The sequence below is a fragment of the Mesorhizobium sp. P2_D5 genome, from assembly GCF_056404355.1.
The window spans coordinates 115032-140811 of record NZ_JBFUEE010000006.1; the positions used below are offsets into that span (position 1 = coordinate 115032).

The 25780-nt window shown below is 62.7% G+C and carries 34 protein-coding genes; 15 read left to right on the forward strand and 19 right to left on the reverse strand.

Going from position 1 to position 25780, the window contains the following annotated elements; all coding sequences use genetic code 11:
* Positions 1-314 precede the first annotated feature (314 nt).
* The 5 genes from AC1DYW_RS24430 to AC1DYW_RS24450 all read left to right on the forward strand — a co-directional run bounded on the left by AC1DYW_RS24430 (position 315) and on the right by AC1DYW_RS24450 (position 3809).
* A complete protein-coding gene (locus AC1DYW_RS24430) occupies positions 315-1535 on the forward strand; it encodes an RNA ligase RtcB family protein (protein WP_477227901.1) in 1221 nt (406 codons plus the stop codon).
* A complete protein-coding gene (prfH, locus tag AC1DYW_RS24435; RefSeq protein WP_477227902.1) occupies positions 1522-2133 on the forward strand; it encodes a peptide chain release factor H in 612 nt (203 codons plus the stop codon). Before AC1DYW_RS24430 ends, prfH begins: the two co-directional genes overlap by 14 nt.
* Before the next feature lie 73 nt (positions 2134-2206).
* Entirely contained in the window at positions 2207-2896 is a 690-nt protein-coding gene (locus AC1DYW_RS24440; protein ID WP_477227903.1) for a helix-turn-helix transcriptional regulator, read from the forward strand.
* Positions 2897-2985: 89 nt separating this feature from the next.
* Positions 2986-3381: a VOC family protein gene (locus AC1DYW_RS24445; RefSeq protein WP_477227904.1), complete on the forward strand. Its 396-nt coding sequence runs from the start codon at positions 2986-2988 to the stop codon at positions 3379-3381.
* Positions 3378-3809, forward strand: coding sequence for an EVE domain-containing protein (locus AC1DYW_RS24450; protein ID WP_477227905.1), 432 nt, complete (start codon positions 3378-3380; stop codon positions 3807-3809). Before AC1DYW_RS24445 ends, AC1DYW_RS24450 begins: the two co-directional genes overlap by 4 nt.
* A 1-nt stretch (position 3810) precedes the next feature.
* Here the strand turns inward: AC1DYW_RS24450 and lhpI are convergent, their stop codons facing one another.
* The 4 genes from lhpI to sppA all read right to left on the reverse strand — a co-directional run bounded on the left by lhpI (position 3811) and on the right by sppA (position 6535).
* Positions 3811-4776, reverse strand: coding sequence for a bifunctional Delta(1)-pyrroline-2-carboxylate/Delta(1)-piperideine-2-carboxylate reductase (gene lhpI / locus AC1DYW_RS24455; protein WP_477227906.1), 966 nt, complete (start codon positions 4774-4776; stop codon positions 3811-3813).
* Between the two features lie 37 nt (positions 4777-4813).
* The gene (locus tag AC1DYW_RS24460; protein WP_477227907.1) at positions 4814-5170 is read right to left on the reverse strand and encodes a DUF1049 domain-containing protein; all 357 of its coding nucleotides are present in this window, start codon (positions 5168-5170) and stop codon (positions 4814-4816) included.
* 42 nt (positions 5171-5212) lie between these two features.
* Positions 5213-5497 (reverse strand): integration host factor subunit beta, encoded by a 285-nt coding sequence (locus tag AC1DYW_RS24465; protein WP_006200394.1) that lies wholly within the window; start codon positions 5495-5497, stop codon positions 5213-5215.
* 81 nt (positions 5498-5578) lie between these two features.
* A complete protein-coding gene (sppA, locus tag AC1DYW_RS24470) occupies positions 5579-6535 on the reverse strand; it encodes a signal peptide peptidase SppA (protein WP_477227908.1) in 957 nt (318 codons plus the stop codon).
* A gap of 414 nt (positions 6536-6949) precedes the next feature.
* Between sppA and lptC the strand changes: the two genes are divergently transcribed.
* From lptC to ptsN, 6 genes are all read left to right on the forward strand, one after another.
* Positions 6950-7663, forward strand: a complete 714-nt coding sequence (gene lptC, locus AC1DYW_RS24475) for an LPS export ABC transporter periplasmic protein LptC (RefSeq protein WP_457154470.1) — start codon at positions 6950-6952, stop codon at positions 7661-7663.
* The gene (locus tag AC1DYW_RS24480; RefSeq protein ID WP_095084711.1) at positions 7650-8231 is read left to right on the forward strand and encodes an LptA/OstA family protein; all 582 of its coding nucleotides are present in this window, start codon (positions 7650-7652) and stop codon (positions 8229-8231) included. The genes lptC and AC1DYW_RS24480 overlap by 14 nt, the downstream gene beginning before the upstream one ends.
* On the forward strand, positions 8231-9049 hold the full coding sequence (lptB, locus tag AC1DYW_RS24485; RefSeq protein ID WP_477227909.1) for an LPS export ABC transporter ATP-binding protein: 819 nt from the start codon (positions 8231-8233) through the stop codon (positions 9047-9049). The genes AC1DYW_RS24480 and lptB overlap by 1 nt, the downstream gene beginning before the upstream one ends.
* Positions 9050-9249: 200 nt before the next feature.
* Positions 9250-10782, forward strand: coding sequence for an RNA polymerase factor sigma-54 (gene rpoN, locus AC1DYW_RS24490; RefSeq protein ID WP_477227910.1), 1533 nt, complete (start codon positions 9250-9252; stop codon positions 10780-10782).
* A gap of 266 nt (positions 10783-11048) precedes the next feature.
* The gene (hpf, locus tag AC1DYW_RS24495) at positions 11049-11633 is read left to right on the forward strand and encodes a ribosome hibernation-promoting factor, HPF/YfiA family (RefSeq protein WP_095084708.1); all 585 of its coding nucleotides are present in this window, start codon (positions 11049-11051) and stop codon (positions 11631-11633) included.
* A gap of 59 nt (positions 11634-11692) precedes the next feature.
* Positions 11693-12157 carry a PTS IIA-like nitrogen regulatory protein PtsN gene (gene ptsN, locus AC1DYW_RS24500; RefSeq protein ID WP_013529589.1) on the forward strand — a complete coding sequence of 155 codons (465 nt, stop codon included), beginning with the start codon at positions 11693-11695 and terminating at the stop codon, positions 12155-12157.
* 73 nt (positions 12158-12230) lie between these two features.
* Here the strand turns inward: ptsN and AC1DYW_RS24505 are convergent, their stop codons facing one another.
* Both AC1DYW_RS24505 and AC1DYW_RS24510 read right to left on the reverse strand, forming a co-directional pair.
* A complete protein-coding gene (locus tag AC1DYW_RS24505; protein ID WP_095084707.1) occupies positions 12231-12488 on the reverse strand; it encodes a BQ00720 family protein in 258 nt (85 codons plus the stop codon).
* Between the two features lie 65 nt (positions 12489-12553).
* Positions 12554-12979 carry an Hsp20 family protein gene (locus tag AC1DYW_RS24510; RefSeq protein ID WP_095084706.1) on the reverse strand — a complete coding sequence of 142 codons (426 nt, stop codon included), beginning with the start codon at positions 12977-12979 and terminating at the stop codon, positions 12554-12556.
* A gap of 304 nt (positions 12980-13283) precedes the next feature.
* Here AC1DYW_RS24510 and AC1DYW_RS24515 point away from each other — a divergent pair, with 304 nt between their 5' ends.
* Positions 13284-14225 (forward strand): nucleoside hydrolase, encoded by a 942-nt coding sequence (locus tag AC1DYW_RS24515; protein WP_095084994.1) that lies wholly within the window; start codon positions 13284-13286, stop codon positions 14223-14225.
* A gap of 68 nt (positions 14226-14293) precedes the next feature.
* Here the strand turns inward: AC1DYW_RS24515 and AC1DYW_RS24520 are convergent, their stop codons facing one another.
* From AC1DYW_RS24520 to AC1DYW_RS24565, 10 genes are all read right to left on the reverse strand, one after another.
* Positions 14294-14665 (reverse strand): hypothetical protein, encoded by a 372-nt coding sequence (locus AC1DYW_RS24520; RefSeq protein ID WP_457151903.1) that lies wholly within the window; start codon positions 14663-14665, stop codon positions 14294-14296.
* A gap of 3 nt (positions 14666-14668) precedes the next feature.
* Positions 14669-14983, reverse strand: coding sequence for a hypothetical protein (locus AC1DYW_RS24525; protein WP_477227911.1), 315 nt, complete (start codon positions 14981-14983; stop codon positions 14669-14671).
* Positions 14984-15065: 82 nt separating this feature from the next.
* Positions 15066-15680 carry a LysE family translocator gene (locus AC1DYW_RS24530; RefSeq protein ID WP_095084705.1) on the reverse strand — a complete coding sequence of 205 codons (615 nt, stop codon included), beginning with the start codon at positions 15678-15680 and terminating at the stop codon, positions 15066-15068.
* 113 nt (positions 15681-15793) lie between these two features.
* Positions 15794-17245: an amidase gene (locus AC1DYW_RS24535; protein WP_477227912.1), complete on the reverse strand. Its 1452-nt coding sequence runs from the start codon at positions 17243-17245 to the stop codon at positions 15794-15796.
* Between the two features lies 1 nt (position 17246).
* On the reverse strand, positions 17247-18152 hold the full coding sequence (locus tag AC1DYW_RS24540; protein WP_477227913.1) for a ribokinase: 906 nt from the start codon (positions 18150-18152) through the stop codon (positions 17247-17249).
* Positions 18153-18296: 144 nt separating this feature from the next.
* Entirely contained in the window at positions 18297-18779 is a 483-nt protein-coding gene (locus AC1DYW_RS24545; RefSeq protein WP_477227914.1) for a hypothetical protein, read from the reverse strand.
* Positions 18754-19272 (reverse strand): hypothetical protein, encoded by a 519-nt coding sequence (locus tag AC1DYW_RS24550; RefSeq protein WP_477227915.1) that lies wholly within the window; start codon positions 19270-19272, stop codon positions 18754-18756. The genes AC1DYW_RS24545 and AC1DYW_RS24550 overlap by 26 nt, the downstream gene beginning before the upstream one ends.
* Positions 19239-19631 carry a hypothetical protein gene (locus AC1DYW_RS24555; protein ID WP_477227916.1) on the reverse strand — a complete coding sequence of 131 codons (393 nt, stop codon included), beginning with the start codon at positions 19629-19631 and terminating at the stop codon, positions 19239-19241. The genes AC1DYW_RS24550 and AC1DYW_RS24555 overlap by 34 nt, the downstream gene beginning before the upstream one ends.
* 20 nt (positions 19632-19651) lie before the next feature.
* Positions 19652-20122 (reverse strand): hypothetical protein, encoded by a 471-nt coding sequence (locus AC1DYW_RS24560; protein WP_477227917.1) that lies wholly within the window; start codon positions 20120-20122, stop codon positions 19652-19654.
* Between the two features lie 219 nt (positions 20123-20341).
* On the reverse strand, positions 20342-21220 hold the full coding sequence (locus AC1DYW_RS24565) for a methylated-DNA--[protein]-cysteine S-methyltransferase (protein ID WP_457151911.1): 879 nt from the start codon (positions 21218-21220) through the stop codon (positions 20342-20344).
* Between the two features lie 217 nt (positions 21221-21437).
* On the opposite strand from AC1DYW_RS24565, the gene AC1DYW_RS24570 reads away from it, so the two are divergent.
* The gene (locus tag AC1DYW_RS24570; RefSeq protein ID WP_477227918.1) at positions 21438-22253 is read left to right on the forward strand and encodes a class I SAM-dependent methyltransferase; all 816 of its coding nucleotides are present in this window, start codon (positions 21438-21440) and stop codon (positions 22251-22253) included.
* Between the two features lie 2 nt (positions 22254-22255).
* On the opposite strand, the gene AC1DYW_RS24575 is transcribed toward AC1DYW_RS24570, so the two are convergent.
* Complete coding sequence (locus tag AC1DYW_RS24575) at positions 22256-22750, reverse strand: DUF2244 domain-containing protein (protein WP_477227919.1); 495 nt, start codon at positions 22748-22750, stop codon at positions 22256-22258.
* Positions 22751-22772: 22 nt separating this feature from the next.
* Here AC1DYW_RS24575 and nth point away from each other — a divergent pair, with 22 nt between their 5' ends.
* Positions 22773-23579 (forward strand): endonuclease III, encoded by an 807-nt coding sequence (nth, locus tag AC1DYW_RS24580; RefSeq protein ID WP_477227920.1) that lies wholly within the window; start codon positions 22773-22775, stop codon positions 23577-23579.
* On the opposite strand, the gene AC1DYW_RS24585 is transcribed toward nth, so the two are convergent.
* Complete coding sequence (locus tag AC1DYW_RS24585; RefSeq protein WP_477227921.1) at positions 23573-24028, reverse strand: DUF2214 family protein; 456 nt, start codon at positions 24026-24028, stop codon at positions 23573-23575. The genes nth and AC1DYW_RS24585 overlap by 7 nt on opposite strands.
* A 261-nt stretch (positions 24029-24289) precedes the next feature.
* Here AC1DYW_RS24585 and AC1DYW_RS24590 point away from each other — a divergent pair, with 261 nt between their 5' ends.
* A complete protein-coding gene (locus tag AC1DYW_RS24590) occupies positions 24290-24829 on the forward strand; it encodes a GNAT family N-acetyltransferase (RefSeq protein ID WP_457151915.1) in 540 nt (179 codons plus the stop codon).
* Positions 24830-24984: 155 nt separating this feature from the next.
* Here AC1DYW_RS24590 and AC1DYW_RS24595 read toward each other — a convergent pair whose 3' ends face one another.
* The gene (locus AC1DYW_RS24595; protein ID WP_477227922.1) at positions 24985-25755 is read right to left on the reverse strand and encodes an IclR family transcriptional regulator; all 771 of its coding nucleotides are present in this window, start codon (positions 25753-25755) and stop codon (positions 24985-24987) included.
* Positions 25756-25780: the final 25 nt, after the last annotated feature.

A 25780-nucleotide genomic window follows, 5' to 3' on the forward strand; every position in this document is an offset into this window, starting at 1 on the left:
CCGAGCGGCGTGGCCGCTTTTGGCATGCGGACAGCGGCGGTGCAATAAGCGATGGCCGGCAGGTCGATTGGCGCAGGCCTGAAGCCTTCGCATTCGAAACAGTGCGGCGGGTGTTGCAGCATTGCGCTTGTTTTTCCACGCGCTTCGTTTATGAGGCCCGGATTGTTTTCTGGAATGGGAGCGAAAGATGACGAACATCTTCACCGCGCACCCCTCGAGGGTTCCGGCGTAAGCCAGCATCTTGCTGACTGCCGCCGGTCGAACGGATGCCTGATGGCGTCCGATTTCTGACCTGTATCCAGAAGTGTTCCATCATGGGCAATTTGATTGGGAGCTCAGGCTCCTCTTCGCCGCGCGTCGTCGCGACGGCGCATATCCAGCATTGTTTTTCACCGCGTACCTGGATCGAAGGAGCGGCGCTTCAGCAGCTGAAAACCGTCGCGGCTCTGCCCGGCGTTACCTCGGTTGCCGCGTTCCCCGACCTACATCCCGGCAAATATGGGCCGACCGGGATTGCCGTGTTGTCGGAACGGCTGCATCCGCAGCTGATCGGCAATGACATTGGCTGCGGCATATCGCTGTTCGAGCTCGATCTGCCGCTGCGCAAACTCAGGATCGACAAGGCCGTCGAATGCCTGCGCCAGATCGAAGCGGAGGATATCGACCCGCATGCGGCGCTCGCTGGCGTGGACCTGCCGCTGGATCTCTACCCCGATGCGTTGGGCACGATCGGCGGCGGCAATCATTTCTGCGAGCTGCAGGCGGTTGATCAGGCGATCGATGCGGCTGGTGAAAGCCTGTTCGACCGCCAGAAGCTGTATCTCCTGGTGCATTCCGGCTCGCGTGGGCTTGGTGCCTTTGTGTTCGGGCAGATGCTCGACCTTCAATCCGCGATGATCGCCGGGCTTGATCCGCAGTCCGCCGAGGGAAGGAACTGGCGCCGCCAGCATGATCTCTGCGTCACCTGGGCATCGCTCAACCGCAGGCTCATCGCCGAGCGTGCGGCAAGCGCCTTGCGCAGCGAGGTCCGGGTGATGGCTGATGTGCCGCATAATCTAGTCCGCGACCGGGCCGATGGCTTCGTCCATCACAAGGGGTCGGCCGCCGTGCGGATGGGAGATGTCGCGCCGATCGCGGGTTCGCGCGCCAGCCTGAGCTATGTCGTGCGGGCGCTCGACGGAACAGGTCCATCGCTGGGCGGCATTTCGCATGGCGCCGGGCGCAAATACGACCGCGCCACCATGCATGGCCGTGCGGGGCGCAACAGGTCGGAGCGCGACGCTTTGCTCAGGAACGTGTGGGGAGGGCAGCTGATCTGCGATGACCGTAACTTGGTCATCGAGGAAGCGGCTTCGGCCTACAAGGATGCCGGGCAAGTGGTGCAAGATCTCGCCGATGCCGGCTTGGTCGTGACGCTGGCGGCGATGAAACCGCTGGTGACTTACAAGAAGGCGATAGACGGCCCGTTCGACCGGACGCGCAAGAAGCCATCGCGTGAACGCGCATCGAGGAGGGCAGATCATGGCCGCAGTTGACATGCTTCTCACATCGGGCAGCGGGCCGGTGGAATGCCGCATCGCCCTGATGGCTCTGGTCGACATAATCAAGAGCGAAGCCGGCAGGCTTGGCTATACGATCGAAGTTACGCTTGGTCACGAACCGGACCGGCATGGCGCCAAATCCGCCATACTCAGCCTTGAGGGGCCCAACGCCGAGGCACTCGCCGAGGAATATTGCGGCACCGTCAAGTTCGTCTTCAAGAGCCCGGTGCGGCGGGGCCACAAACGGCAGAACTGGTTCGTCGGCGTGCAGACCGTGGATTTGACGGTGGCCGCCGCCGTGTCGGTCGCACTGTCCGATGTCCGGTTCGAAACCTTGCGGGCTGGTGGTCCTGGCGGACAGCATCAGAACACCACCGACAGTGCGGTGCGTGCCGTTCACCTGCCGACAGGCATTGTCGTCACGGCACGCAACGAGCGATCGCAACACCGCAACAAGGCGATCGCACTGGGGCGGCTGGAGGCGATGTTGCGCGTCCTTGCCGACCGTGAAGTCGACATGTCGAAGACGCAGATGTTCGTCGCCAACAAGGCCTTGGAACGCGGCAACGAAGTCAAGGTATTCCATCTCTGATGTCGCGGCTTGGACCACCCGTACACTTCCGAACGAGATGGATTATCGTGGAGACTACAAAGCCCGGAGAATCATGTCCCGCTCTGAACGCCTGCTCGACCTGATCCAGACGCTGCGCCGGCATCGCAGGCCGGTGAGCGGGCAGGCGCTGGCCGATGAACTCGGGATTTCGATCCGCACGCTCTACCGCGACATCGCCACGTTGCAGGGCCAGGGCGCACCGATCGAGGGTGAGGCGGGACTGGGCTATGTGCTCAAGCCTGGCTTCATGCTGCCGCCGCTGATGTTCAGCGACGAGGAGATCGAAGCCATCGTGCTCGGCTCGCGCTGGGTCGCCAAGCAGCCGGACCAGCGTCTGTCGGCCGCTGCCGCCAACGCGCTGGCCAAGATCGCCGCCGTGCTGCCGGACGATCTGCGCGAGGATCTCGATGCGAGCACGCTGCTGGTCGGGCCTCCCGCAGCAGTCATCGAGGGCATCGACCTCGGCCTGGTGCGGCAGGCGATCCGCAACGAGCGCAAGCTCGGCTTTTTGTACCGCGACGCCGGCGGCGTGGCTTCCGAACGGGTGGTCTGGCCGTTTGCGCTGGGGTTCTTCGACAAGGTGCGGGTCGTGGTGGCGTGGTGCGAGATGCGCCAGGATTTCCGGCATTTTCGCGCCGATCGAATATCCGGCCTCAACGCCACCGATACGCGCTATCCGCGCCGTCGCCAAGCACTTCTGAGGGAATGGCGGGCAACGCTCGACAAGCCGCGCAGTTCGTGACCGTGTGGTTCGTGACGACTGCTGCCAGAATCTGACAGTAGCTCATTCTATGGTCGCCAAGTTGAAACACTGTACCTTGGAGAGCAGACATGATCGCCCCGAATTTCGTCATCCTCTATGTCGACCAGCCGCAGCAGAGCGGCACCTTCTATAGCGCGCTGCTCGGTCGCGAGCCCGTCGAAAGTTCGCCGACCTTCGTGCTGTTCGTGCTCGACGCGGGCTTCAAGCTCGGCCTCTGGTCGCGTCATACGGTGGAGCCGGCCGCAGCCGCGGCAGGCGGCGGCGCCGAAATCGTCTTTGCGCTGGATACGCCGGACGCGGTCGATGCCGCCCATGCCGACTTGGCCGGGCGCGGGCTGAAGATCCTGCAGACGCCGACCGACATGGATTTCGGCCGCACCTTCGTCGCGCTCGATCCCGACAATCATCGCCTGCGCGTCTACTGGCTGTCCGATGAGGAACAGACCGATGGGGGACAAAAATGAGTGCGCATTGGATCGCGGTGGCGTCGGCCGAACATGTCCGGCGCGGGCGCCAGGGTGGCTTCATGCAGGTCAATCACGGCAAGGCAGCACCCCTGCGCCGCGTCAAGCCCGGTGACGGCATCGCCTATTATTCGCCAACCACCATTCTCGGCGAAAAAGACGGCCTGCAAGCGTTCACGGCAATCGGCACGGTGCGGGAAGGCGAGCCCTATCAGGGCGATATGGGCGCCGGCTTCACGCCGTTCCGCCGCGATGTCGCCTGGGCAGAGGCAGAGGAAACATCGATCAAGCCGTTGCTCGACAGACTGGACTTCAGCGCCGGCAAGTCCAACTGGGGTTATCAACTGCGCTTCGGCCTTTTCGAAATCAGCGCGCATGATTTTTCGCTGATCGCAGAGGCGATGGGCGCCAAACGGCTGCGGCGGTGAACTAAGCTACGAGCGCCTTGTAGACGGCAATGCCGGCGGCAAGGTCCTCGAGGGCTGCGCCAACCGACTTGAACAGCGTGATCTCACTGGCGCTCTCGCGACCCTTCTTCTGACCGCGCGTCAATTCGTGCAGGTCGGCGACAATGGCGTCCGGCTTCAGCACGCCGGAGGCCAGAGGCTGGACGATGTCGCCAGCCTCCTTGGTGGCGCCGGCGCGGGTGTCGACATAGACGCGGGCAAGCGCGATCGCGTCATCATCGCTTTCGCGCATCGTCGGGGTAAAGCCGCCGACCAGGTCGACATGGCTTCCCGGCTGCAACAATGCGCCCTTGATCAGCGGTGTCGTGGTGATCGTCGCCGAGGAGACGATGTCGGCCCGCCCAAGTTCGGCATCGAGATCGCTTGCCGCGCTGGCCGTGAAGCCTTCGGCGCGCAGGTCGGCTGCGACCTTCTCGGCATTGGCAGGGGTGCGGTTCCAGATGCGGATGGTCTTGATCGGCCGCACGGCGCAATGCGCCTTGGCGAGGAAGGGCGACAGCGCGCCGGCGCCGACCACGAGCAGCCGCGAGGCGTCCTCGCGGGCGAGATAGGAAGCAGCCAGCGCCGAGGCGCAGGCGGTGCGCCACTGCGTCAATCTCTGGCCGTCGATCAACGCTTCGGGTTCGCCGGTGGCGCCATTGAGCAGCAGATAGAGCCCCATCACCGCCGGCTTGCCGATAGCGTTGTTGTCAGGCGAGACGGTGACGATCTTGACGCCGATGTGACCACTGGCCGACGTGCCGGCAGCGTTGAAGTCGGTCCATGCCGGCATCAAAAGCAGTGTCGAGGCGGCGCCGTCGGGCCGTTCGACCGAGTGATGATGTCTGACCGGCTGCACCGCACCGTCACGAAACGCGGCGCGCAGCGTATCCACGAGTCCGGAAAAGGTCAGCGCATGATCGACCTCGGCGGCCGAAATGGTCAGCATGGAAAACTCCGCGGAGAGAAAACCGCCGACCGGCGGTTCAAGTGGTTGGCTTCGGCAAGGCCGATGCCTGGGCTGACCCTTGGGCCGATCCTTGTGGTGCCGCCGGCGCGCGGCTAACCGCCTGGCGCAGGTTCTCGGCTTCGACGCCACGCTGGCGCGCCAGCTTGCGGTAGCGGCCCTGCTTGACCCAGGTTGCCAGGCTGCCAACGACCATGCCGATGGCGAGCGCCAAAAACAGGAAGATGAACAGCGGCAAGGTCAGCGTCAGCTTTGGATTGCCGGGGTTGAACGGGTCCAGCGTGAAGGCGACCAGTTCGCGATTGGCGACGGCGAGCGCGATCAGGATGATCGCCAGGGGCACGAAGACCACGATGAGCATGAAGCGATTGAACATGATGTTTTCCGTCAGAAAGGCTGTCTGGCGCTGACGCGGCGCCTATTTGCCGCCGTTCAGCCTTTCGCGCAGCTCCTTGCCGGTCTTGAAGAACGGCACCCATTTCTCCTCGACCTCGACGGACTCGCCAGTGCGTGGATTGCGGCCGGTGCGGGCGGGACGGTTTTTCACCGAAAATGCACCGAAGCCGCGCAGCTCGACGCGATTGCCTTCGGCAAGAGCGTCGGTGATCTCATCGAAGATCGCGCCGACGATGTTTTCGACGTCGCGCAGGAAAAGATGCGGATTGCGCGTGGCAATAATCTGCACAAGTTCGGACTTGATCATCAGACGGGTCCCCGTGAAAGCAGTACGGTCAAAATTATGAGGATGATTTTATTTGCTTTTTCACTTGCCCCAAACGGCATCTCAAGGGTGCCAGACGGAAACGAGACCGTCAAGAAACAAGCGGTCGGCGCCGAGTTCATGAATGACATCGCCGCTGTAGGCGGGCAGGCCGAGCGCGCTGCCGATGGTTTGCGCCATCGCTTTCGAGAACAAAAAGCCGCCGCGCCGTTCCGTATCCTTCCACTCGACGACCTTCAGTTTGGCATCGACGCCCTTGGTCGCCAGCCAGCCGACCGCCTCGGTCTCGCCGCCGACAGCATCGATCAGCCCGTTGGCGACGCCCTGGCGGCCGGTGAAGATCGAGCCGTCGGCGAGCGCCAGCGCTTGCTCGCGGGTCATCTTGCGGCGCTCGGCGACAATGCCAACGAACCAGTCGTAGCTGTCGAGGATGAGCTTGCGGACCATGGCGCGCTCGTCGTCATTGGTCGGCTTGAAGGGGGACGGCGAGGCTTTCAGCGGCGAGGATTTTACTTCCTCCAGCTTGACGCCGAGCTTGTCCATCAGGCCGCTGACATCAGGATACTGGATCAGCACGCCGATCGAGCCGACGATCGAGGTCTTGCGGGCAACGATGTGATCGGCGGCGCTGGCGATCATGTAGCCCGCCGATGCGGCAAGCGTGCCGACTTCCGCGACCACCGGCTTGTCGGCGGCCAGCTTGCGCACCTCTTCATAGATCGATTCACCGCCGACCGTGGTGCCGCCAGGCGAATCGATCGACAGGATAACGCCTTTCACCTTCGACGACTGGCGGATGGTTTCCAGCCGCTTGATGAGTTCCTCGTCCTCGGTGATGGTGCCTTCGATCTTGACCTTGGCGATATGGTCGACGGCCGAGCCGGTGAAATCGTCGCCATAGAACCAGGTTGAAAGTGCAATCACCCCAAGTGCCACGATGCCGATGGCGGCAATCCGCCAGAATGTCAGCTTGCGCCGCAAGCGGCGGCGGTCGATCAGGTCGTCGGCTCTCAGTGCCATGGTCAGCCTTTCAGTCGGCGGGAGGAGACGCTTTTAGACCATCATCTTCCCATCTGGAAGCAATTCTCTTTTCCGGCTCAACAAGACAATCCGCGCGGACAGTCGAGTTGGCCATGCCGGATGCGCCATCGGGCAGGTCAGGGCGGGCTCCGCCCCTCTCCAGGCACAGGTCTCTTCACGTATTTGTGCAATCGCCGCGACGTCTGGCGGCGAAGATCGGCAGCTGATAAATTTTACGCCGCGTGTCTGTTTCTGCTATGAAGAACGGGCAGTTGTGCGGATCTCATTTTCATCTGTACAAACGCGGCTGTCACATTTTTGCAGTTTTCATGGGCTTGTGCTTGCTTGCAGGCGGCGGCGTCCCACCTATAGGCGGTGCTCGCGGGTGGGCAAGGGGTTAGAAGAAAGCGTTGAATGTTAGCGCGACCGATTGAATCGACCAACGCCGAGACGGAGTTGGCTCCCCCGGCGGACGTCCGGATGCGTGGCGATGCTTTCGACCGCGCCCAGCGTCATTCGCGCCGCGTGCGCGTTCTCAAGTTTGCCGTGCCGCTGGCCGCGGTACTGATCGCTGTCGCTTTTCCGGTCTATTCCTATCTGGCCGCGCCGGTCTCCGTCGCGGTCCAGGCGGAAGGCACCGCTTTTTCCAACGGCAAGCTGGTGATGGCCAATCCCAAGCTTAACGGGTTCACCAAGCAGAAGCAGCCCTATTCGATGACGGCGCTGCGCGCCATCCAGGATGTCAGCACGCAAGGCATCATCGAACTGGAAGGCATCGACGCCAAGATCCCGGTCGGACCTGACAATATCGCGGCGATCAAGGCCTCGCACGGCACCTACGATCGCAACGGCAATACGATGAACCTGACCAGCGACGTTGACATCACCACAACTGACGGCATGCAGGCCAAGTTCAAATCGGTCTTCCTCGACATGGGCAAAGGCACTATGAAGACGGGTGATCCCGTCGATGTCAGCCGTGAGGGGTCACGGATCACGGCGGATTCGATGTCGGTCCAGGACAATGGCAAGGTTCTGGTTTTCGAGAACAAAGTGCGCGTCAACATCGATTCCGCCGCCTTGAAGACGGCAGAGGGAAACAGCGGAGAAATCAATGCGGCTCAGTAGTTCGACGCGGCTCGCGGCTGCAACTTCGGCGTTGCTGCTGCTCGGGCTGGTGCCGTCATTGGCGCAGTCCACCAGCCAATCAGGTCTCAAACTGTCCGGCGACAAGCCGATCCAGATCGAAAGCGACAAGCTGGAAGTCCGCCAGGCAGAAAATGTCGCCATCTTCACCGGCAATGTCAGCGTCGTCCAGGGGCCGACATTGATGAAGGCTGGCAAGATGACGGTCTATTATGTGAAGGATCCCAACGCCGCGGCCAAGGGCACGGAAGCCGCAGGCGCGGCGATGACCGGCTCGGCCAACATCGACCACCTGGAGATTTCCGACAAGGTTTACATCAAGTCGGACGCGCAGATCGCCACCGGCGATCAAGGCAGTTTCGATATGAAGAGCCAGGTTCTGGTGCTTTCGGGCAAAAAGGTCGTCCTGTCGCAGAACGATAACGTCCTGGTCGGCTGCAAGCTCGTCGTTCAGATGAAAACCGGGCTGGCCCAGGTTGATCCTTGCGCTGGGCAACGCGTCCAGATGTCGATCACACCGCCGCCGAAATCGGGAGCGGCGAACCCCTGATGGCCAGCCTGTCGTCGCTGACGGCGCGTCTTCCGGGACGGGCCGCCGGCAAGCTTTCGGCGCCGGCCACGGCGACCGTCGATACGGGAAAGTTCAAGGGAACCTTGATCGCCAAGGGTCTGACCAAGAGCTACAAGGGCCGCAAGGTCGTCAGCGGCGTCACCATCGGTGTGCGCGCCGGCGAGGCGGTTGGACTGCTCGGCCCCAACGGCGCCGGCAAGACGACCTGCTTCTACATGGTCACCGGCCTGGTGCCGGTGGACGAGGGCACGATCGAGATCGACGGCTTCGACGTGACCTCGATGCCGATGTACCGTCGTGCGCGCCTCGGCATCGGCTATCTGCCGCAGGAGGCATCGATCTTTCGCGGCCTGAGTGTCGAGCAGAACATCCGCGCCGTGCTCGAAGTGGTCGAAAAGAGCCGCAAGGAGCGCGAACGCAATCTCGACGAACTGCTCGAGGAATTCCACATCAGCCATCTGCGCAAGGCGCCATCCATGTCGCTGTCCGGCGGCGAGCGGAGGCGCCTGGAAATCGCGCGTGCGCTGGCGACGCGCCCGGCCTACATGCTTCTCGACGAGCCGTTTGCCGGCATCGATCCGATCGCCGTCGCCGATATCCAGCAACTGGTGCGTCACCTGACGGCGCGCGGCATTGGCGTCCTCATCACCGATCACAATGTGCGCGAAACGCTCGGCCTGATCGACCGCGCCTACATCATCCATGCCGGTCAGGTGTTGACCCATGGGCGGGCCGACGAAGTGGTGGCAAACCCGGATGTCCGCCGGCTCTATCTCGGCGAGGGTTTCACGCTCTGAGCGTGAAATTTGTTTCCTGACACGATTTTTGGTGCCTTCACCGCGCTTTTTCTCCGATTTTGCCGCCAGATAACGCTCCGGTAAGTGAGTTTTGCTAGCTATTGCCTTGACAAGCAAAAGCTGGGCCAGTTTCTATGACCCGCTGCAAAAATTCCTGTCCGGAAGCCCGGATGCGTAGACGAGGCGTTTGAAACCAGACAATGGCGTTGGCGGCGAAACTACAGCTACGACAATCGCAGTCGCTGGTGATGACGCCGCAGCTGATGCAGTCGATTCGGCTGCTGCAATTCACCCATACCGAGCTTGAGCATTTCATCGATGACGAAATCGAGCGCAATCCGCTGCTGGAGCGCGCGGAGCCGCAGGACGATGCAGCCAGCGACCAGTCGCAGAAGATCGAGGCGGAGCCGCAAGCCGCCGCTGCCGCCGATGGCGACTGGTTCGAAAACGAGACGCAGTGGAGCGCCGAGGCGATCTCCGACAAGCTCGATACGTCGCTGGAAAACCTGTTTCCCGACGATCCGGGGACGAGCGAGCGGCTCGGTCCCGACCTGACGGCGCAATGGAAATCGGCTTCCGGCAATGGTGCGAGTTCCTCATCCGAGGGCATTGATGCCGGCGACATGGCGGCCGCGGCGATCACGCTGCGCGACCATGTCGGCGAACAGGTGGCGCTCGCCTTCGTCGATCCGGCGGCACGGCTGATCGCCGCCGACCTTGCCGACGGCCTCGACGAGACCGGCTATCTGCGCGGCGACCTGGCCGAGATCGGCGCCCGCCTCGGCACGGACGCTGCTGCGGTGAGAAAGGTGCTGGCGGTGTGCCAGACTTTCGAGCCGGCCGGCCTGTTTGCCCGCGACCTTGCCGAATGCCTGTCGCTGCAGCTTGCCGTGCGGGACCGGCTCGATCCGGCGATGAAGGCGCTGGTCGCCAATCTCGAACTGCTGGCACGGCGTGATTTCCATGCGCTGAAGCGGATCTGCGGCGTCGACGAGGAGGATCTGCTCGACATGCTGGCCGAGATCCGTGCCCTCGATCCCCGACCGGGCATGGCGTTTTCGGGCGGCGCCAGTGACGCCATCGTCGCCGATGTCGAGGTGCGTGCCGCCAATGACGGCAGCTGGACGGTCGAGCTCAATGCCGAAACGCTGCCGCGCGTGCTGGTCGACCATATCTATTTCGCCCAGGTTTCGCCGCAGGCGAAGAACCAGGCGGAAAAGGACTTCCTCGCCGAATGCCTGCAAAACGCCAACTGGCTGACGCGCAGCCTCGACCAGCGGGCAAAGACCATCCTCAAGGTCGCCTCGGAGATCGTTCGCCAGCAGGATGCCTTCCTCGTCCATGGCGTGCGCCAGCTGAAGCCACTCAACCTGCGCACGGTGGCCGATGCCATCGGCATGCACGAATCGACGGTTAGCCGGGTCACCGCGAACAAATACATGCTGACGCCGCGCGGCGTGTTCGAACTGCGGTACTTCTTCACCGCCTCGATCGCTGCGTCGGGTGGCGGCGATGCGCATTCCTCGGAATCGGTACGGGACCGCATCAAGCAGCTGATCGATGAGGAAAAACCCGTCGACGTGCTTTCCGACGATGCGATCGTCGACATGTTGCGCGACAGTGGCGTCGATATCGCCAGGCGCACTGTCGCCAAGTACCGGGAAGGCATGAATATTCCTTCCTCGGTGCAGCGTCGGCGCGAGAAACGGGCGCTGGCCAGCGCCGGGCGCTGACACGGTTCGATTTTCCTCAGGCCAGCACTTCATTGACAAGCCGCGGCGAAGTGGCTAGAAGCCCGCCCGCATGAGTGGGGCTAGATGCCCGCGTGTGGATGGTCCGTCACGACGTTGGCCTCGGGACGGTCAAAAGGGCGGCTTGTGATCAACCGGAAAGTTCGGATTTAAAATCGGCGCGAGTGACGCCGCAAAGCTTGTGCGCACGGACCACGAGTATAAACTCGGGCGAGTTTGAAGCCTGAGCAAGGAAGGTCAGTTTTCAGATGAATCTGCGCATATCGGGAAAACACATGGATATCGGCGATGCGTTTCGTACACGCATCAACGATCGTGTCGGCGAAGCGATCGGCAAGTATTTCGATCGCGGCTTTGCCGGACACGTCACAGTCATCAAATCAGGTTCGCGCTATTCGGCGGATTGCATGATCCGGCTGGACTCCGGCGCTTCGCTGCAGGCCACCGGCGATGCCCAGGATCCGACGGTTGCCTTCGAGGCCGCCGCCGATCGCCTGGAAACGCGCCTGAGGCGCTACAAGCGCCGGCTGAAATCGCACAATTCAGGCGCTGCCAATGGCGATCCGACCGACATTGCCTACACGGTGATGGCGCCGCTGGCCGATGACGACGAGGATATTCCGGATAATTTCGCGCCGGCCATCGTCGCCGAATCAACCATGACGCTGAAGACCATGTCGGTGGCTTCGGCCGTCATCGAGCTCGACACCAAGGACAGCCCGGTCTTCGTCTTCCGCAACGCCGGAAACGACCATCTCAACATCGTCTATCGCCGGCCCGATGGAAACATCGGCTGGATCGACCCGTCCACGACCAAGGTCGCACAAGGATAAGAGCCGGCCGCACGAGGGGTGAGGACTGGTGACGGCAGGCGAACAAGGGATTTTCAAGCATGGATCTGAGCGATCTTATCAACGTTCCGGCGATACTGCCGGCGTTGAAGGCGAACTCCAAAAAGCAGCTGTTGCAATTGCTTTCCGAACGGGCAGCCGCGATTTCGGGCATTCCGGAGCGGGAGGTGTTCGACACCATCCTGCAGCGTGAACGGCTGGGCTCGACGGGCGTCGGCAACGGCATCGCCATTCCGCATGGCAAGCTCGCCGGCGTGAAGCGCATCGCCGGGGTTTTCGCCCGGCTGGAGACGCCGGTCGATTTCGAATCGCTGGACGATCAGCCGGTCGATCTGGTGTTTCTGCTGCTGGCGCCGGAAGGGGCCGGCGCCGACCATCTCAAGGCCTTGTCGCGCATCGCGCGGGTGTTGCGCGACGCCGACACGGTGGCCAAGATCAGGGGGACGCGTGACGCCGCGGCAATCCACGCGCTTTTGTCGGATACCCAGGCCTCGCACGCGGCCTGACACTTTCTGATTGGAACATCCAGCCAAGGGCCGCCACGGGCGGCCCTGTCCATTTAAGCCCGGCCCGCCGGGTTTAGTGAATGGCGACCGTGGTCAGGTCGTTTTCCATGGCGCCGGCCAGCGCGCGGTCACGCGCATCCGAAAGCAGGATCGGCTGGCCATTGGCGGCAAACAGTGCCCACAGTTCCATGCCGGGCGCGATTTCACCGAGGTTCGGGAAACGGCCGAGCAACTCGTCGCTCGAGACCTTGCGCAGATAGGCGACCGAGCCCTCGCCGAGATGGGCGAATTCGCCGCTGGTCATGGTGAGATTTTCATCAGTTCTGGTCATTTCAAAGCCTCCTTGGCGCGAGGACGCCGCTCAAGGCCATCCCGCATGAGAGCCATCGGTAAAGATCAGTCTTTCACCGATATGTTTATTTTCCGTACCAGCCGTTCGGACTCCGGCCGATCGAGATCGATCGACAAAAGGCCGTTCTTCAGTTCCGCCGCGATCACCCGCATGCCGTCGGCCAGCACGAAACAGCGCTGGAACTGGCGCGCGGCGATGCCGCGATGAAGAAACTCGCGCTCGGTATCGTCGGACTGACGGCCGCGCACGACCAGCTGGTTTTCCTCCGTGGTGACATCGAGATCGCTTTCGGCGAAACCGGCGACCGCCAATGTGATGCGCAACCTTTCGGTCTTGCCGTCGGCGCCGCTGAGGCGTTCGATGTTGTAGGGAGGGTAGCTGTCGCCGGACTTCGCCAGGCGTTCCAGAGTCTTTTCCATGGCGTCGAAACCAAGGAGAAGCGGGCTGGAAAAGGGCGTCATTCGGCTCATGTTACACTGTCCTCTGTAGAGCGACATAAAGTGGAAAAACCCAGATGGCATTTTTCCCGGTGGTCTTGATATGGTCCGCCCCGCGACCAAGTTCAAGCCATCAAAAGACCCGCCCAAAAAGACCAGGTCGTGGACTCACAGGAATGATCGACATGGCGCTTGAAACGGCCAGCAGATGCAAGGAGAAGCGCGCAGGTCGGGATTGTCTTCCCCGGTCGAGCGGTTCGACTTGGCAGTTCGCAGCCGCTTCGGCGTCATCCCGGATTCATCCCAAGTCCACGGCTTCGCCAAACAAGGAATTGAAATGCCTCAATTACGCAAGATCATCATCGACACGGATCCCGGCCAGGATGACGCCGTCGCCATATTGCTGGCGCTCGGCAGCTCCGAGCTGGAGATCGTCGGCATATCAGTCGTTGCCGGCAACGTGCCGCTGAAGCTTACCGAAAAGAATGCCCGCAAGATCTGCGAGCTGGCCGGCCGGCCGGACATCAAGGTCTATGCCGGCGCCATCCGACCGTTGATGCGCGAGCTGGTCACCGCCGAGGAAGTGCATGGCAAGACCGGTCTCAACGGGCCGCAATTGCCCGAACCGACGATGAAGCTGCAGGACCAGTATGCCGTCGACTTCATCGTCGAGACGCTGATGAAGGAAGAGAGTGGCACCATCACGCTTTGCGCGCTCGGCCCGCTCACCAACATTGCGCTGGCGCTGATCCGCGAACCGCGGATTGCACCGCGCATCAAGGAAATCGTGCTGATGGGCGGCGGCTTCTTCGAAGGCGGCAATGTCACGCCGTCCGCCGAGTTCAACATCTATGTCGATCCGCAAGCAGCCGACGTCGTGCTCAAATCCGGCATTCCGATCGTGATGATGCCGCTCGACGTCACCCACAAGGCGCTGACCACCGCCAAGCGCACGCAGGCCTTCCGCGAACTCGGCACCAAGGTCGGCACGGCGACCGCCGACATGCTGGAATTCTTCGAGCGCTTCGACGAGGAGAAATACGGCACCGACGGCGGGCCGCTGCACGACCCTTGTGTCATCGCCTATCTGTTGAAGCCGGAGCTGTTCAAAGGCCGCACCTGCAATGTCAGCGTTGAAACCACCTCGGAACTGACCATGGGCATGACCGTCATCGACTGGTGGGGCGTCACCAAGCGGCCGAAGAACGCCATGGTGATGCGCGACATCGACCATGACAGCTTCTTCGCGCTGCTGGTCGAGAGGCTGGGGCGGCTTTAGTTCCCTGTTCCAGATGCATATCATCCGCCCAAAAGCACTTGCGCTTTTGGGCGGCGTGCATCAGGCGATTACTCGCGAAGCAGGCGATATGTTTCGGTGTCATTCCGGCGATGCTGCCGTTCGACCGAAACCTCCGAACCGATGGCTCGCGGTGATGTTGCGTCGCCGTACGCGAACACCAGCAGATTATTTTCGTAGAGGCGGATTCCGTAGAGATAGCTGGGTCTGCCACCGACATAACCCTCTGGGTTCGGAGGCGCATTGAGGACGTTGACCACCGTGCCTGTTACGCGCTCTACATTGACGATCGGGCTGCTTTGCCTCGCAATCAAGGTGCCGATTGCCACAGCGCATGCGCCCACAACTAGGCTGGTGATGACTATGCCCCGAAGATTTTCGCGAAGGGTCATGAAGGCAAGGCCATACCGCGCTTTGGCCATGGTTCAATCCGCAAACCGGTAGAAAACGAAGCCACTGTCGCGTGTCACGCGCTCGATGCCAACGCGTGAGCCGATCAGGTGCGGGCGATCATCGTCGACGAGAACTAACGAACCGCTCTCAAGGGATAGCACGTAGACGCTGCGACCCTTGCCCCACTGAGCACTTTTGATCGTTGCGTCGACTGCATCAACCGAATGGATCGGGCTTGCGTCGTTGGTCCATTTGTTCAGAGCCGAGGGAACCATCACCGCGAACAGAGAGCCAACCAGGATCACGCCAGGCGCGTTCCTTTTCAAATCAGCATAAGTCCAAGACATAGATATGAATCCCCGGCGCGGATTCATGTGGTGGCGAGAAGGCTGATTTTCAATCAGCCCTCATCAGCCGTAGGTCTGCGAACTACTTCGACCGTGAAAACGCCAGCCACAGGCCGCCGCCGACCAGGAAGCTGCCGCTGATCCTGGACATGAGCTTGATGCGGCTGGCCGACAGCAGGCGCCCGGCGCGGCCGGCGGCCAGTGCATAGGTCGAATCCGAGATGGCGGCGAAGATCATGGCGGTGAGGCCCATGACGACGATCTGTAGCGAGTAGTTGCCCTGAGGCGCGATGAACTGCGGAAAGAAGGCGCCGAAGAACACCAGCGTCTTGGGGTTGCTGAGCGCCACCAGCAGGCCCTGCAGGAAGAAGCCGCCGCGCGGTTTCCTTGCCGTTCCGTCGGCGTTCAGCGTGCCCTTGGAACGGAACATCTGCACGCCCATCCAGATCAGATAGGCGGCGCCGATCAGCCGCACCCATTCGAACCAGTGGCCCATGCCCGAGATCAGCGTGTTGAGGCCGATGCCGACAATGGCGATCATCACGGCAAGCCCGGCCTGCGTGCCGGCGACATTGGCGAGCCCGGCGCGGGAGCCATGGCGGATGCTGTTGGCGATGATCAGCGTGACCGTTGGACCGGGCACCAGGATGATGACGATGCAAGCGAGGACATAGGCGGCGTAGAGTTCCAGCGACATGATTTTTCCTCAAGGATGCCGCCAGGGCGGCGCGGACTGACGGCAATCAATGCATGGCAGCGCAGCCGGCGCAAGCCGGCACGCCAAGCTCTGCGATACGCCAATGCACCGGTTCAGGCGCCGGTCTGCCAGGGCAGCGTTGCCTCATAGGCGGCTGCCGCCTTGAGCACTGCAAGATCGCCGCGTGGCCGGCCGATCAACTGCATGCCCATTGGCCGGCCCTTGTCGTCGAAGCCGACCGGCACGTTGACCGCCGGGCAGCCGCCCAGGGTGGCGAATGCGGAAACCTGCATCCAGCGGTGGTAGCTGTCCATCGCCCGTCCGGCGACCTCGCGCGGCCACGGCGTGCCGACTTCGAAGGGGAAGACCTGCGCGGTCGGCAGCGCGATCAGATCAAAGCGGTCGAAGATCGACAGCAGCGTGCGATGCCAGGATGTGCGGATGACCGAGGCCGCGCGGATCTGCGGCGCCGTCAGCCGCATCGCGTTCTCGACCTCCCAGACGGCTTCCGGCTTGAGCAGGCCACGCTTCGAGGGATCGTCATAGTGGGTTTTGAGCGCACAGCCGCTGCTGGCCTGGCGCAGTGTGACAAAAGCCTGCCACAGCGCTTCGAAATCGAAATCCGGCTGCAGAGGCTGCCGGGGGAAGGAGGATGCATCCGCCAACCGGCCGAGCGCTGTCTCGCAGAGATCGAGAATCCCGGCTTCGACCGGCAGATGACCACCGAGGTCGCCGAACCAGGCGATGCGGCCGCCAGTCGTCCCTGTCGCAAGCCCGTCGAGGAACGAGCCAGGTTTCTCATAGGACAATGGCGCTTGCGGATGATAACCCGCCTGCACGTCGAGCAGCAGGGCCATGTCGCGGACGTTGCGGCCCATCGGCCCATCGACACCCATCTGCGCATGAAAGACCTCGACGTCGGGTCCGCCGGGAACTAGCCCTTGCGACGGGCGGAAGCCAAAAACATTGTTCCAGGCGGCCGGGTTGCGCAGCGAGCCGCCAAAGTCGCTGCCATCGGCGACAGGCAGCATATCCAGCGCCAGCGCCACCGCCGCGCCACCACTCGAGCCGCCGGCGGTCAGCGCCGGATCGAAGGCGTTCAGCGTCGGCCCGAACACGTTGTTGTAGGTGTTGGAGCCAAGCCCGAATTCCGGAACGTTGGTCTTGCCGATGATGATTGCGCCGGCGTTGCGGATACGCTCGACGAAGAAATCGTCTTCCTGCGGCACGAAATCGGCGAAGATCGGCGAGCCTAGCGAGGTCCTGAGGCCCGTGGTCGAGGCGAGGTCCTTGATGGCGATCGGCAGGCCGAACAACGAGCCGGTTTCGGCATCTGCCCGTCGGACATCGGCAGCGTCGGCCTCGCGCAGGATGTCGCCACGGTCGCGCAAGGAGACAATGGCGTTGACCAGCGGGTTGACCGCCTCGATCCGGTCGAGGAATGCCGTCACCACCTCGCGGACGGAAAGTTTCCTTTGGCGGATCGCATCGGCAAGTGCGACCGCGGACAGGCGACAGATGTCGCTGGCCGGCGCCACGGCATGTTTCGTCTGAGGGCGCAGCATCTCAACGCGTTTCCTGCAATGCCTGGTCGACATCCTTGGCCAGCGGAATTGCCGGCTGGGCGCCTGGCTTCAGGCAGGCCAGCGAGCCCGCCGCGCCGGCGCGCGCCAGCGCCTGTTCGAGCGTCAGGCCGGAAGACAGGCCGGCGGCGAAATAACCGCAGAACGTGTCGCCGGCGCCGACCGTGTCGACAGGGGTGATCTTCATTGCCGGAACGGTCAGGAAATCGCTTGGCGTCGCCGCCATCACGCCGTCGCCGCCGAGCGTGACGACGATGGTGCGGCCGGTCTTCCCGGCATAGTCTCGCATGCGCGCCGCCCGGTCGCGGCCGTTGAGGGACAGCGCTTCGCCATAGAGGTCGAATTCGGTTTCGTTGGCGATGGCATAATCGGCCTTGGCAAGAAAGGCTGCCGCTTCGCCCTGGAAAGGCGCGGTGTTGAGCACGGTGATGGCGCCAGCCGCCCTTGCCTGGTCGAGCGCGGCACCGACGGTCGCCAGCGGGATCTCATGTTGCAGGAGTACGATATTGCCCTTTTTGAAGAAGGCTTTGGAGAGGTCGCCGGGCAATACGGACGCGTTGGCGCCCGGCACCACGGCGATGATGTTCTCGCCGTCGTCGCCGACCATGATCAGGGCTGTGCCTGTCGACGCAAAAGTCTCGGCGACGCCAGACAGATCGACCTTGCCGTCGCGCAGCAGTGCCAGCGCCTCGGCGGCGAAGCTGTCCTTGCCCACGGCGCCGACCATGCGCACCGGGGCGCCGGCGCGTGCCGCCGCCAGCGCCTGGTTGGCGCCTTTGCCGCCGGGCGCGGTGGCAAAGGTCGAGCCGGCTACTGTTTCGCCAGGGCTCGGCAAGCGGTCGACATTGGCGATCAGGTCGAGGTTGATCGAGCCGATAACGATAATCAAGCAAGGCCTCCTGCCAGCACGAACTCAAATATTGGAGCGTCTTTTGTGCGTCCGGGCGAACGCAGGTCGTTCCTATCGTGCGGGAAGCTAGCCTGTAAGGCCGCGGCTTGCCAGACCACGCGAATGGTCCAGCTCGATTTGTGCCTATTCACAACGCACGGTGACCGTGCCCTGGTAGTTGCCGGCGGGAAAGATACCGCTCGACTTGGTGGCGGTGAGGTCGACCTGCATGGGGTGGGTGCCGTTGACGACACGCTGCGGCACGTTTCCGGAGGTGTCGACGCCGGTGCCGTCGAGGCGGTAGACGGTGCTGAAGTTGACGTTGGTACCGCCGCCGCTTGGCGCTGACGAGAACGAGGCGGGCGCCGGCACGGAAACGGAATAACAGTCGAGCAGGTTGAGCAAGGTGCAAAGCAGCGAGCTGGCGGTGATGGTGGCGGTCGCACTCGACCCGCCTGCCTGTTTGGAGCCGAGGATGCTGATGGCAGGATTTGCGGTCATCGTTCCCGACGCCCCGACCATGATGGTGCAGGTGCCGATGATCGCCGCTTGCACCGGAAGGCAGAGGCCGGCAAGTGCTGCGGTCGCAAGCAGCGCGCGGTTATTTCTTCTTCTTTTTCTTGCCATCGCCATTTCCGGTCCTGATGCTCCAGCCTTCGTTGGCCCATCCCGGTGATGCGACCACGGGAGCGGGAGCGCTGGCGGCCACGCTCGCCGTCGGGCCGTCGGCGCCAAGGCCCATTTTGAGGAGTTTCAACTCCAGTTGCAGGCGCTCGACCTCAAGCTCGTAGAGGCGCCTGCAATCGACGCGCTTGGGCGAGCGCCCGATCGGGATCACCACGCGGCCGTAGGTCGCGACGTCATTGTTCGACTGGTTATTGCCTCTGATGACGCCGAGGTCGACATAGGCGCCGGTACCCGATACCGCCGAACGGCAGGTGGTGCCGTCGGAAGCGTGGACCTCGTCCTGCCCCTGAGGCAAGGTTACTCCGGGCAGGTTGAAGCCGCTCTCATTCTGGTTGAGATTGTAGACATCCTCGGCCAAAACCGGCGAGATCCCCGCCGACATCGCTGCAAGCGCGACTGTCAGGATTTGCGGTGCCCAAAAAACTTGCCGCATATCTGTGCCTTTATCTGCGTCTGTTGATTGGGAAAGGGGATGCTTTCGGTACAGATACGCACTTTACGCTCGGCAGCGCCGCCGAAGGGCACGACCACAAGGACAGGGCGGGAAGCCTGGGAAGCCAATTGGAAGGAACTCGGAGAGATCCTGGCGGCCACCGGCTGAAAATCCTGATCGTAGACGTGGATTTCGACCCTGATCTTCTGGTCGTAGGGATTGGCCGGGAATACGCGGACCGCGAAGACGTCGGTGAAGCTGTTGACCTCGCCTCGCATCGGCGACATCGACTGGGCCACGGCGGCAATGGGCATCAGGCCGACGGCCAGCGCCGTCGCCAAGGTTCGAGCATGTGTCAAAGGCCCCTCCTTCCGAGAGCTTATTCGCAGCGCACAGTCACCGTTGCCTGATAGTTTCCGGAGGCGAAGCGGTTGCTGCCGCCCTTGGTGCCGGCGAGGTTGACCGAGACGAGGTCGGCGCCGGGTGTGCCGAGGCTGGTGGCCGAGCCGGTCTCGGCGATGGAGTGCGTACCGGCAGCGGAGTAGGTCGGTGTCCAGGTGGTCGACGTGGTGTCGGCAGCCGGCACAGTGGTGATGGTGACCGGGTCTACGCTGAGCGATACGCCTCCGGTGGTGGTCAGCGTGACCGTTCCGGCCAAGCCGCCGCTGTTGTGCGAGCTTAGCGACTGAAGATCGGGGCTCACCGTCATCGTGCCGTTGGTGGCGACCACAAGCGTGCAGGTTGCGGTGATCGTGCCATTGAAAATGACATTTTGCGTTGTGGCCAATGCGGACTGGTCAATACAGGCGACCAGCAGGGCTGCGCCGAAGACGGCGCGAAACGATGTCATCGAGACCTCCCATTAAGCCGGATAGTCCGAGTTAATATGGGTCATCATCACTTTATCGTAGTTAATTTAGAGTTAACTTGAACAATTGCTTAAAATAACAATCGCTAAACCAGAGGTTGCTTTTGGTTGCAATCAAGAAAATCCGATGCAATAATCGCACTTATACTTGATAAGTCCGGCATTTATAGATTCTGCGGGGGGTTCTTGGAAAATCGACATTCACGACGACACTTGCCCTGCTTCCCAACCCAGAATGGCTCGCTTGCGGGTCAGACCCCAGTGATAGCCGGTGAGGTCGCCGGACTTGCCGATGGCGCGGTGGCAGGGAACCACGAAAGAGAGCGGGTTGGCGCCGTTGGCGGCACCGACGGCACGGCTGGCGCTCGGCGCGCCGATGCTGGCGGCGATCGAGGAATAGGTGCGGGCCTTGCCCATCGGTATGTTGAGCAGCGCCTCCCAGACGCGAACCTGGAAGTCGGTGCCGATCATGACGACATGCAGCGGCTGGTCGGGGCGCCACAGCGTCGGGTCGAAGATGCGCGCGGCATAGGGCCCCGTCGCGGCCATGTCCTCGACATAGATGGCGTTCGGCCAGCGGCTGGACATGTCGGCGAAGGCGGCGCGTTCCTCGCCCGGATCGCTGAAGGCGAGGCCGGCAAGCCCGCGGTCGGTAGCCATGATCAGGGCAGTGCCGAACGGCGAGGGGTGGTAACCGTAGCGGATGGTAAGGCCTGCGCCGCGCGTCTTGTAGTCGCCCGGCGACATCGCTTCATGGGTAACGAAGAGGTCGTGCAGCCGGCCGGGGCCGGACATGCCCAGCTCGAATGACGTTTCGAGCAGCGGCATGCCTGAATCCAGCAGCTTGCGGGCATGGTCCAGTGTCACCGCCTGCAGGAAGGCTTTTGGCGACAGGCCGGCCCAGCGGGTGAAGAGTTTCTGCAGGCCGGTCGGAGTCTCGCCGACCTCCTCGGCCAGTTCTTCCAGCGATGGCTGGTCGCGATAGTCGAGGCTGATCTTCTCGATGGCCCGGCGCACGATTTCGTAGTCGCTGCCTTCGGGCGTGATGTCCTTTTTGAGAACGGCCGTCTGTGTGCTCATGGAACTGTCTCCTTGGGCAGGAATATCGCCCCTTGGGGCGTCGATCGCCACCCGAAACTTGCCTTCTTGCGGCGCGTACCCAGATAGACTCGGGTTTTCGAGAGCCTGTTCCATCCCGATGAGGTCGGGATGGGGCTCTGTCTGTTTGTATGAGCATGATCTTTCCCGAAAACCGGATTCCACTTTTTCGGGATCATGCTCTGACTAGGAATCGCACATGGCTGGCGAGAAGATACATCTGACCGGGGAAAAGGGGACGTTGCTGTTGACGCTCTACGGCAAGGCTCTGGAGAGCAGGTTCCCGGATACGCTGCTCGGGGATCATTTCGCCGACGAGGCGGTGCGCAAGATCGACTACGATTTCTCCAGGCTCAAGGTCGACACCAATCTCGGCGTCGGCCTGGCGATCAGGGCAAAGACGCTGGATGTCCATGTTCAGGATTTTCTCGCGAGAAATCCCTACGCCATCGTGTTGCATCTGGGATGCGGGCTCGATACGCGCATATTTCGTGTCGATCCGCCACAGGGCGTGGACTGGTTTGATGTCGACTACCCTGAAGTCATCGAGCTCAGACGCAAGCTGTACCCGTCCCGGGCCCATTGCCATCTGATCGCCTCGTCGGTGACCGAACCGGATTGGCTGGCCTCGGTGCCGCGCAATCGCCCGGCCATCGTGGTGGCGGAAGGCCTGACGCCCTATCTCCCTGCCAACGAGGGACCACGCCTGTTTGCGCGGCTCGTCTCGCATCTTGCCAGTGGCGAACTGATGTTCGACGCCTACAGCCGTTTTGGCCTGAAGCTGCTTCGCCTCAATCCGGCCATCAAGGCGACGGGTGCCCAGGTGTATTGGGCGATCGACGATCCGCACGACCTGGAACTGGCCATCCCAAAGCTACGGTTCGTCGATGACATCTCGGCCTACAAACCTGAACACGCCGCCCGCATGGGCTGGGTCGCGAAGCTGTTCGTCCGTCTTTGGAGACACATTCCAGCCCTGCGCAAGGTCGGCAGGCTGTTGCGCTACCGGTTCTAGGATCAGCGTGCCTTGGCGGTCGCCAGCGCCCGCGAAAAGGCGGTGGCGAAGGTCTCGCGATCGTCGGGATTGAGAAACCCGCCGATCGGCACGTTCAGCCCCTGTGCTTCCACCGTCATCCTGGTGATGCCGATTTCGGCGTGACGGGCGACCGAAAACCGCGCCCAGAACGGGTTGAAGCGATGCGCTTCCGATTTTCCGGATGGCGCGGTCTTGCGGATGTCGAGGCTGGTGCGCGAGACCGACACCTCCTCGCGGGCACGCGCGGCACGATAGTTGGCGCGGAAAGCGATGTAGACGGCGACCACGTCGAGGCCGAGGAAGCCGAACACCGGCCAGGCGCCACGCGACAGGAAAAACGCGCCTGTCACCAGCCAGCCGAACAGCAGCGCGCCCATCAGCAAGGCAAAGCCGGTTTTGCCCAGGGACCGGTGCGGGGTCAGCAGCGCCTGAAAGAATGGCTCGTCGGCCTGAAATGAGGCGTTTGTGTCGCTCATGGCGGGATATTATAGGAAGGAAATGGCGAGCCCCAAGTCCAAAGAATCATCCATGCCCAAAAATGAGCTATTGCCCGGCCGGCGCGACGGGTCGAACGCCAAGCCGCGTCCGCGGCCGGTGCGGCGTTCGTCGCGCTACAGCGCGGCCGAAGTGCACGAGATCTTCCGGCGTTTTGCCGTCCAGCGGCCTGAGCCGAAGGGCGAGCTCGAACATGTCAACGCCTTCACATTGCTGGTGGCGGTGGTGCTGTCGGCGCAGGCGACCGATGCCGGCGTCAACAAGGCGACGCGGGCGCTGTTCAAGGCAGCCGATACACCGCAAAAGATGCTGGCGCTGGGTGAAGCCAAGGTTGGCGACCATATCAGAACCATCGGGCTGTGGCGCAACAAGGCCAAGAACGTGATGGCGCTGTCGCAGGCGCTGATCCGCGACCATGGCGGCGATGTGCCTGACGATCGGGATCAACTGGTCAAGCTGCCGGGGGTCGGGCGCAAGACCGCCAATGTCGTGCTCAACATGGCCTTCGGCCAGCACACGATGGCGGTCGACACCCACATCTTCCGCATCGGCAACCGCCTCGGGCTGGCGCCCGGCAAGACGCCGGAACAGGTCGAGCAGGGACTGTTGAAGATCATCCCGGACGAATACATGCGCCACGCGCATCACTGGCTGATCCTGCATGGCCGCTATGTCTGCAAGGCGCGCAAGCCGGATTGCCCGGCCTGCGTCATCGCCGATATCTGCAAGGCGCAGGAGAAGACGACCGATGTGCCGGCACCGCTGGTGCCGATAGCTCCGCTAGAAACGGTTGCCGGCGGCGATCAGTAGCCGTAGCCGCGTGCCATCGCCGCGGCGAAGACTGGGATCAACAGGAAGATGAATGCCTCGGCGCGGACAAAGGTCTTGACGGATGCAAGCTCGGCTGCCGGCACCAGGAACGAGGGATTGGCGCCTGCCTGCCTGTTCCAGGAGATGAAGCGGACGGTCGGGATGATCGACAGCAGGCCGACGATGCCAAACGCCGCCATCTTGGCCCAGAACACCCAGTTGTAGACGTAGAATTCCCAACCCTTGAGGCCATAGAAGACGCGGCCGATCCCGACGATGATGATCAGCGCGGCGATGATGCCATAATGACGGTCGATGACGGCGAGCCGCTTGAGCGTGGCGGCGGCCAGGTCGCCGCGGATGAGCACGAATTCGGCGCCGATGATCCCTGCCAGGGAAAACACCAGCAGATGGTGGACGATGGCAAGCACGAGATCGGTGGTGTCCATGCTTTTCCCTGGGTTTGACGGCGCAAGCCCGTGCCTGAAAGGATTGCGCTTGCAGCTGCTGAATCAGCCTGTTGCGAAAATAGCATCGTCGTGCCGAATTCCCATAGCGGAGCTTGAGACCATGTTGCCCGCATGGGTGCCCGTCGTATTTGTGGCGCGGCTTAGCGCGATTTTCTCGCCTGGAAGATGACATGCCCTGCCTTGGCCCTTGCCTGGCCCGGGCAATTTGCTACGCGCCGGGTAGATAAGCGAGGCAATCCCATGAATAATCCGCGAGCGACCATCGCCCCTGTGATCGAGACGCAGCGAACCATCCTGCGGGCACACCGGCTGGGAGATTTCGACGCCTATGCCGTGATGTGGACCGATCCCGTGGTCACCCGTTTCATCGGCGGCAAGCCGCGCACGCGCGAAGAAAGCTGGATGCGCTTCCTGCGTCATGCCGGCCTGTGGTCTCTGCTCGGCTACGGCTTCTGGGCGATCGAGGAAAAGGCGACGGGCCGTTTCATCGGCGAGGCCGGGTTTCACGACCTGAAGCGCGATATGCAGCCGTCGATCGAAGGCATTCCCGAGGCCGGCTGGGCGCTCGCTCCGGCCATTCATGGCGCAGGCTTCGCCACCGAGGTGGTTGGCCGCGTCCTGGCATGGGGCGAAGAGACTTTCGGGTCCGCGAGGACCGTTTGCATCATCGACCCGGAAAACGCCGCGTCGCTGAACGTTGCGACGAAGTGCGGCTACCGGGAAGTGGTGCGGACCACCTACCACGACGCCCCGACCATTCTGCTGGAGCGACTGCCCTGAGCGGCGTCATCGACTGGAGATCCCCGCGCTGCCAAGCATAGATCGCAGTGCGCCTGTCGCCAGCAATGGCGACGAGGCGGGCCGTGCCAAGAACCGCCCTGTGGTTCTGGTCAAATTGAACTGACGCAGCTCCGGCTGCGGCGCCTTCGACCCCGCTACGACACGGCGTCCGCGGCGAGGCTCGCCTGCTCGAGCATGGAGGCGTCCTCGCCGAAGGCGCGGGTGGCGCGCGCCGCCGCCTCGAGCAGCGGGCGTTTCATGCGCTGAAGGAACGCGGCGTCGACGCGCGAGCTGGGGCCGGCCAGCGTCAAGGCGCCGAGCAGGGCCCGGCCCGGACCGAACACCGGCGCCGACACGCCCGCCGTCTCTGGGTCGCGGTCGCCGACGGCGAGACAGTTGCAGGTCTTGCGGATGGTCTCGTAGGGTTCGCCGTGCTGGCCGGAAAACGCCGCAAGCACGCGGCCGCCCGACCCAACCAGCAGAGGCAGCACGTCGCCTTCGCGTATCGTGTAGCGGATCGGGTGCTTGGATTCGACGCGGTAGAGACAGGTGCGGACGTCGCCCGAGCGAACATAGAAGGCAACGCTCTCCCAGCTTCGCTCGGAAAGGTCGCGCATAATCGGCAACAGGATGTCGATCGCCACCACCGAACGCTGATAGAGCGCGCCGAGCCGGAAAGTGGCGGGTCCTACACGGTAGCGGCCATCGTCCAGGCGCTCGAGCAACTGCCCGCGCAACAAGGAATGCGCAAGCCGCAGGATGGTGCTCTTGTAGAGGCCGGTACGGGCCGCGATTTCGGCCAGGCTGAGCGAACGGTCGGCGGTGGTGAAGGCGTCGAGGATGGCGATCGCCCGATCAAGCGCGGCAACCCCTTCGGTAACCGCGTGCCGGATGTCTGGATCAGCCGATCTGCTTGATGAGTCCATTGCGGTTCCCAATTTGGAGAAGGTC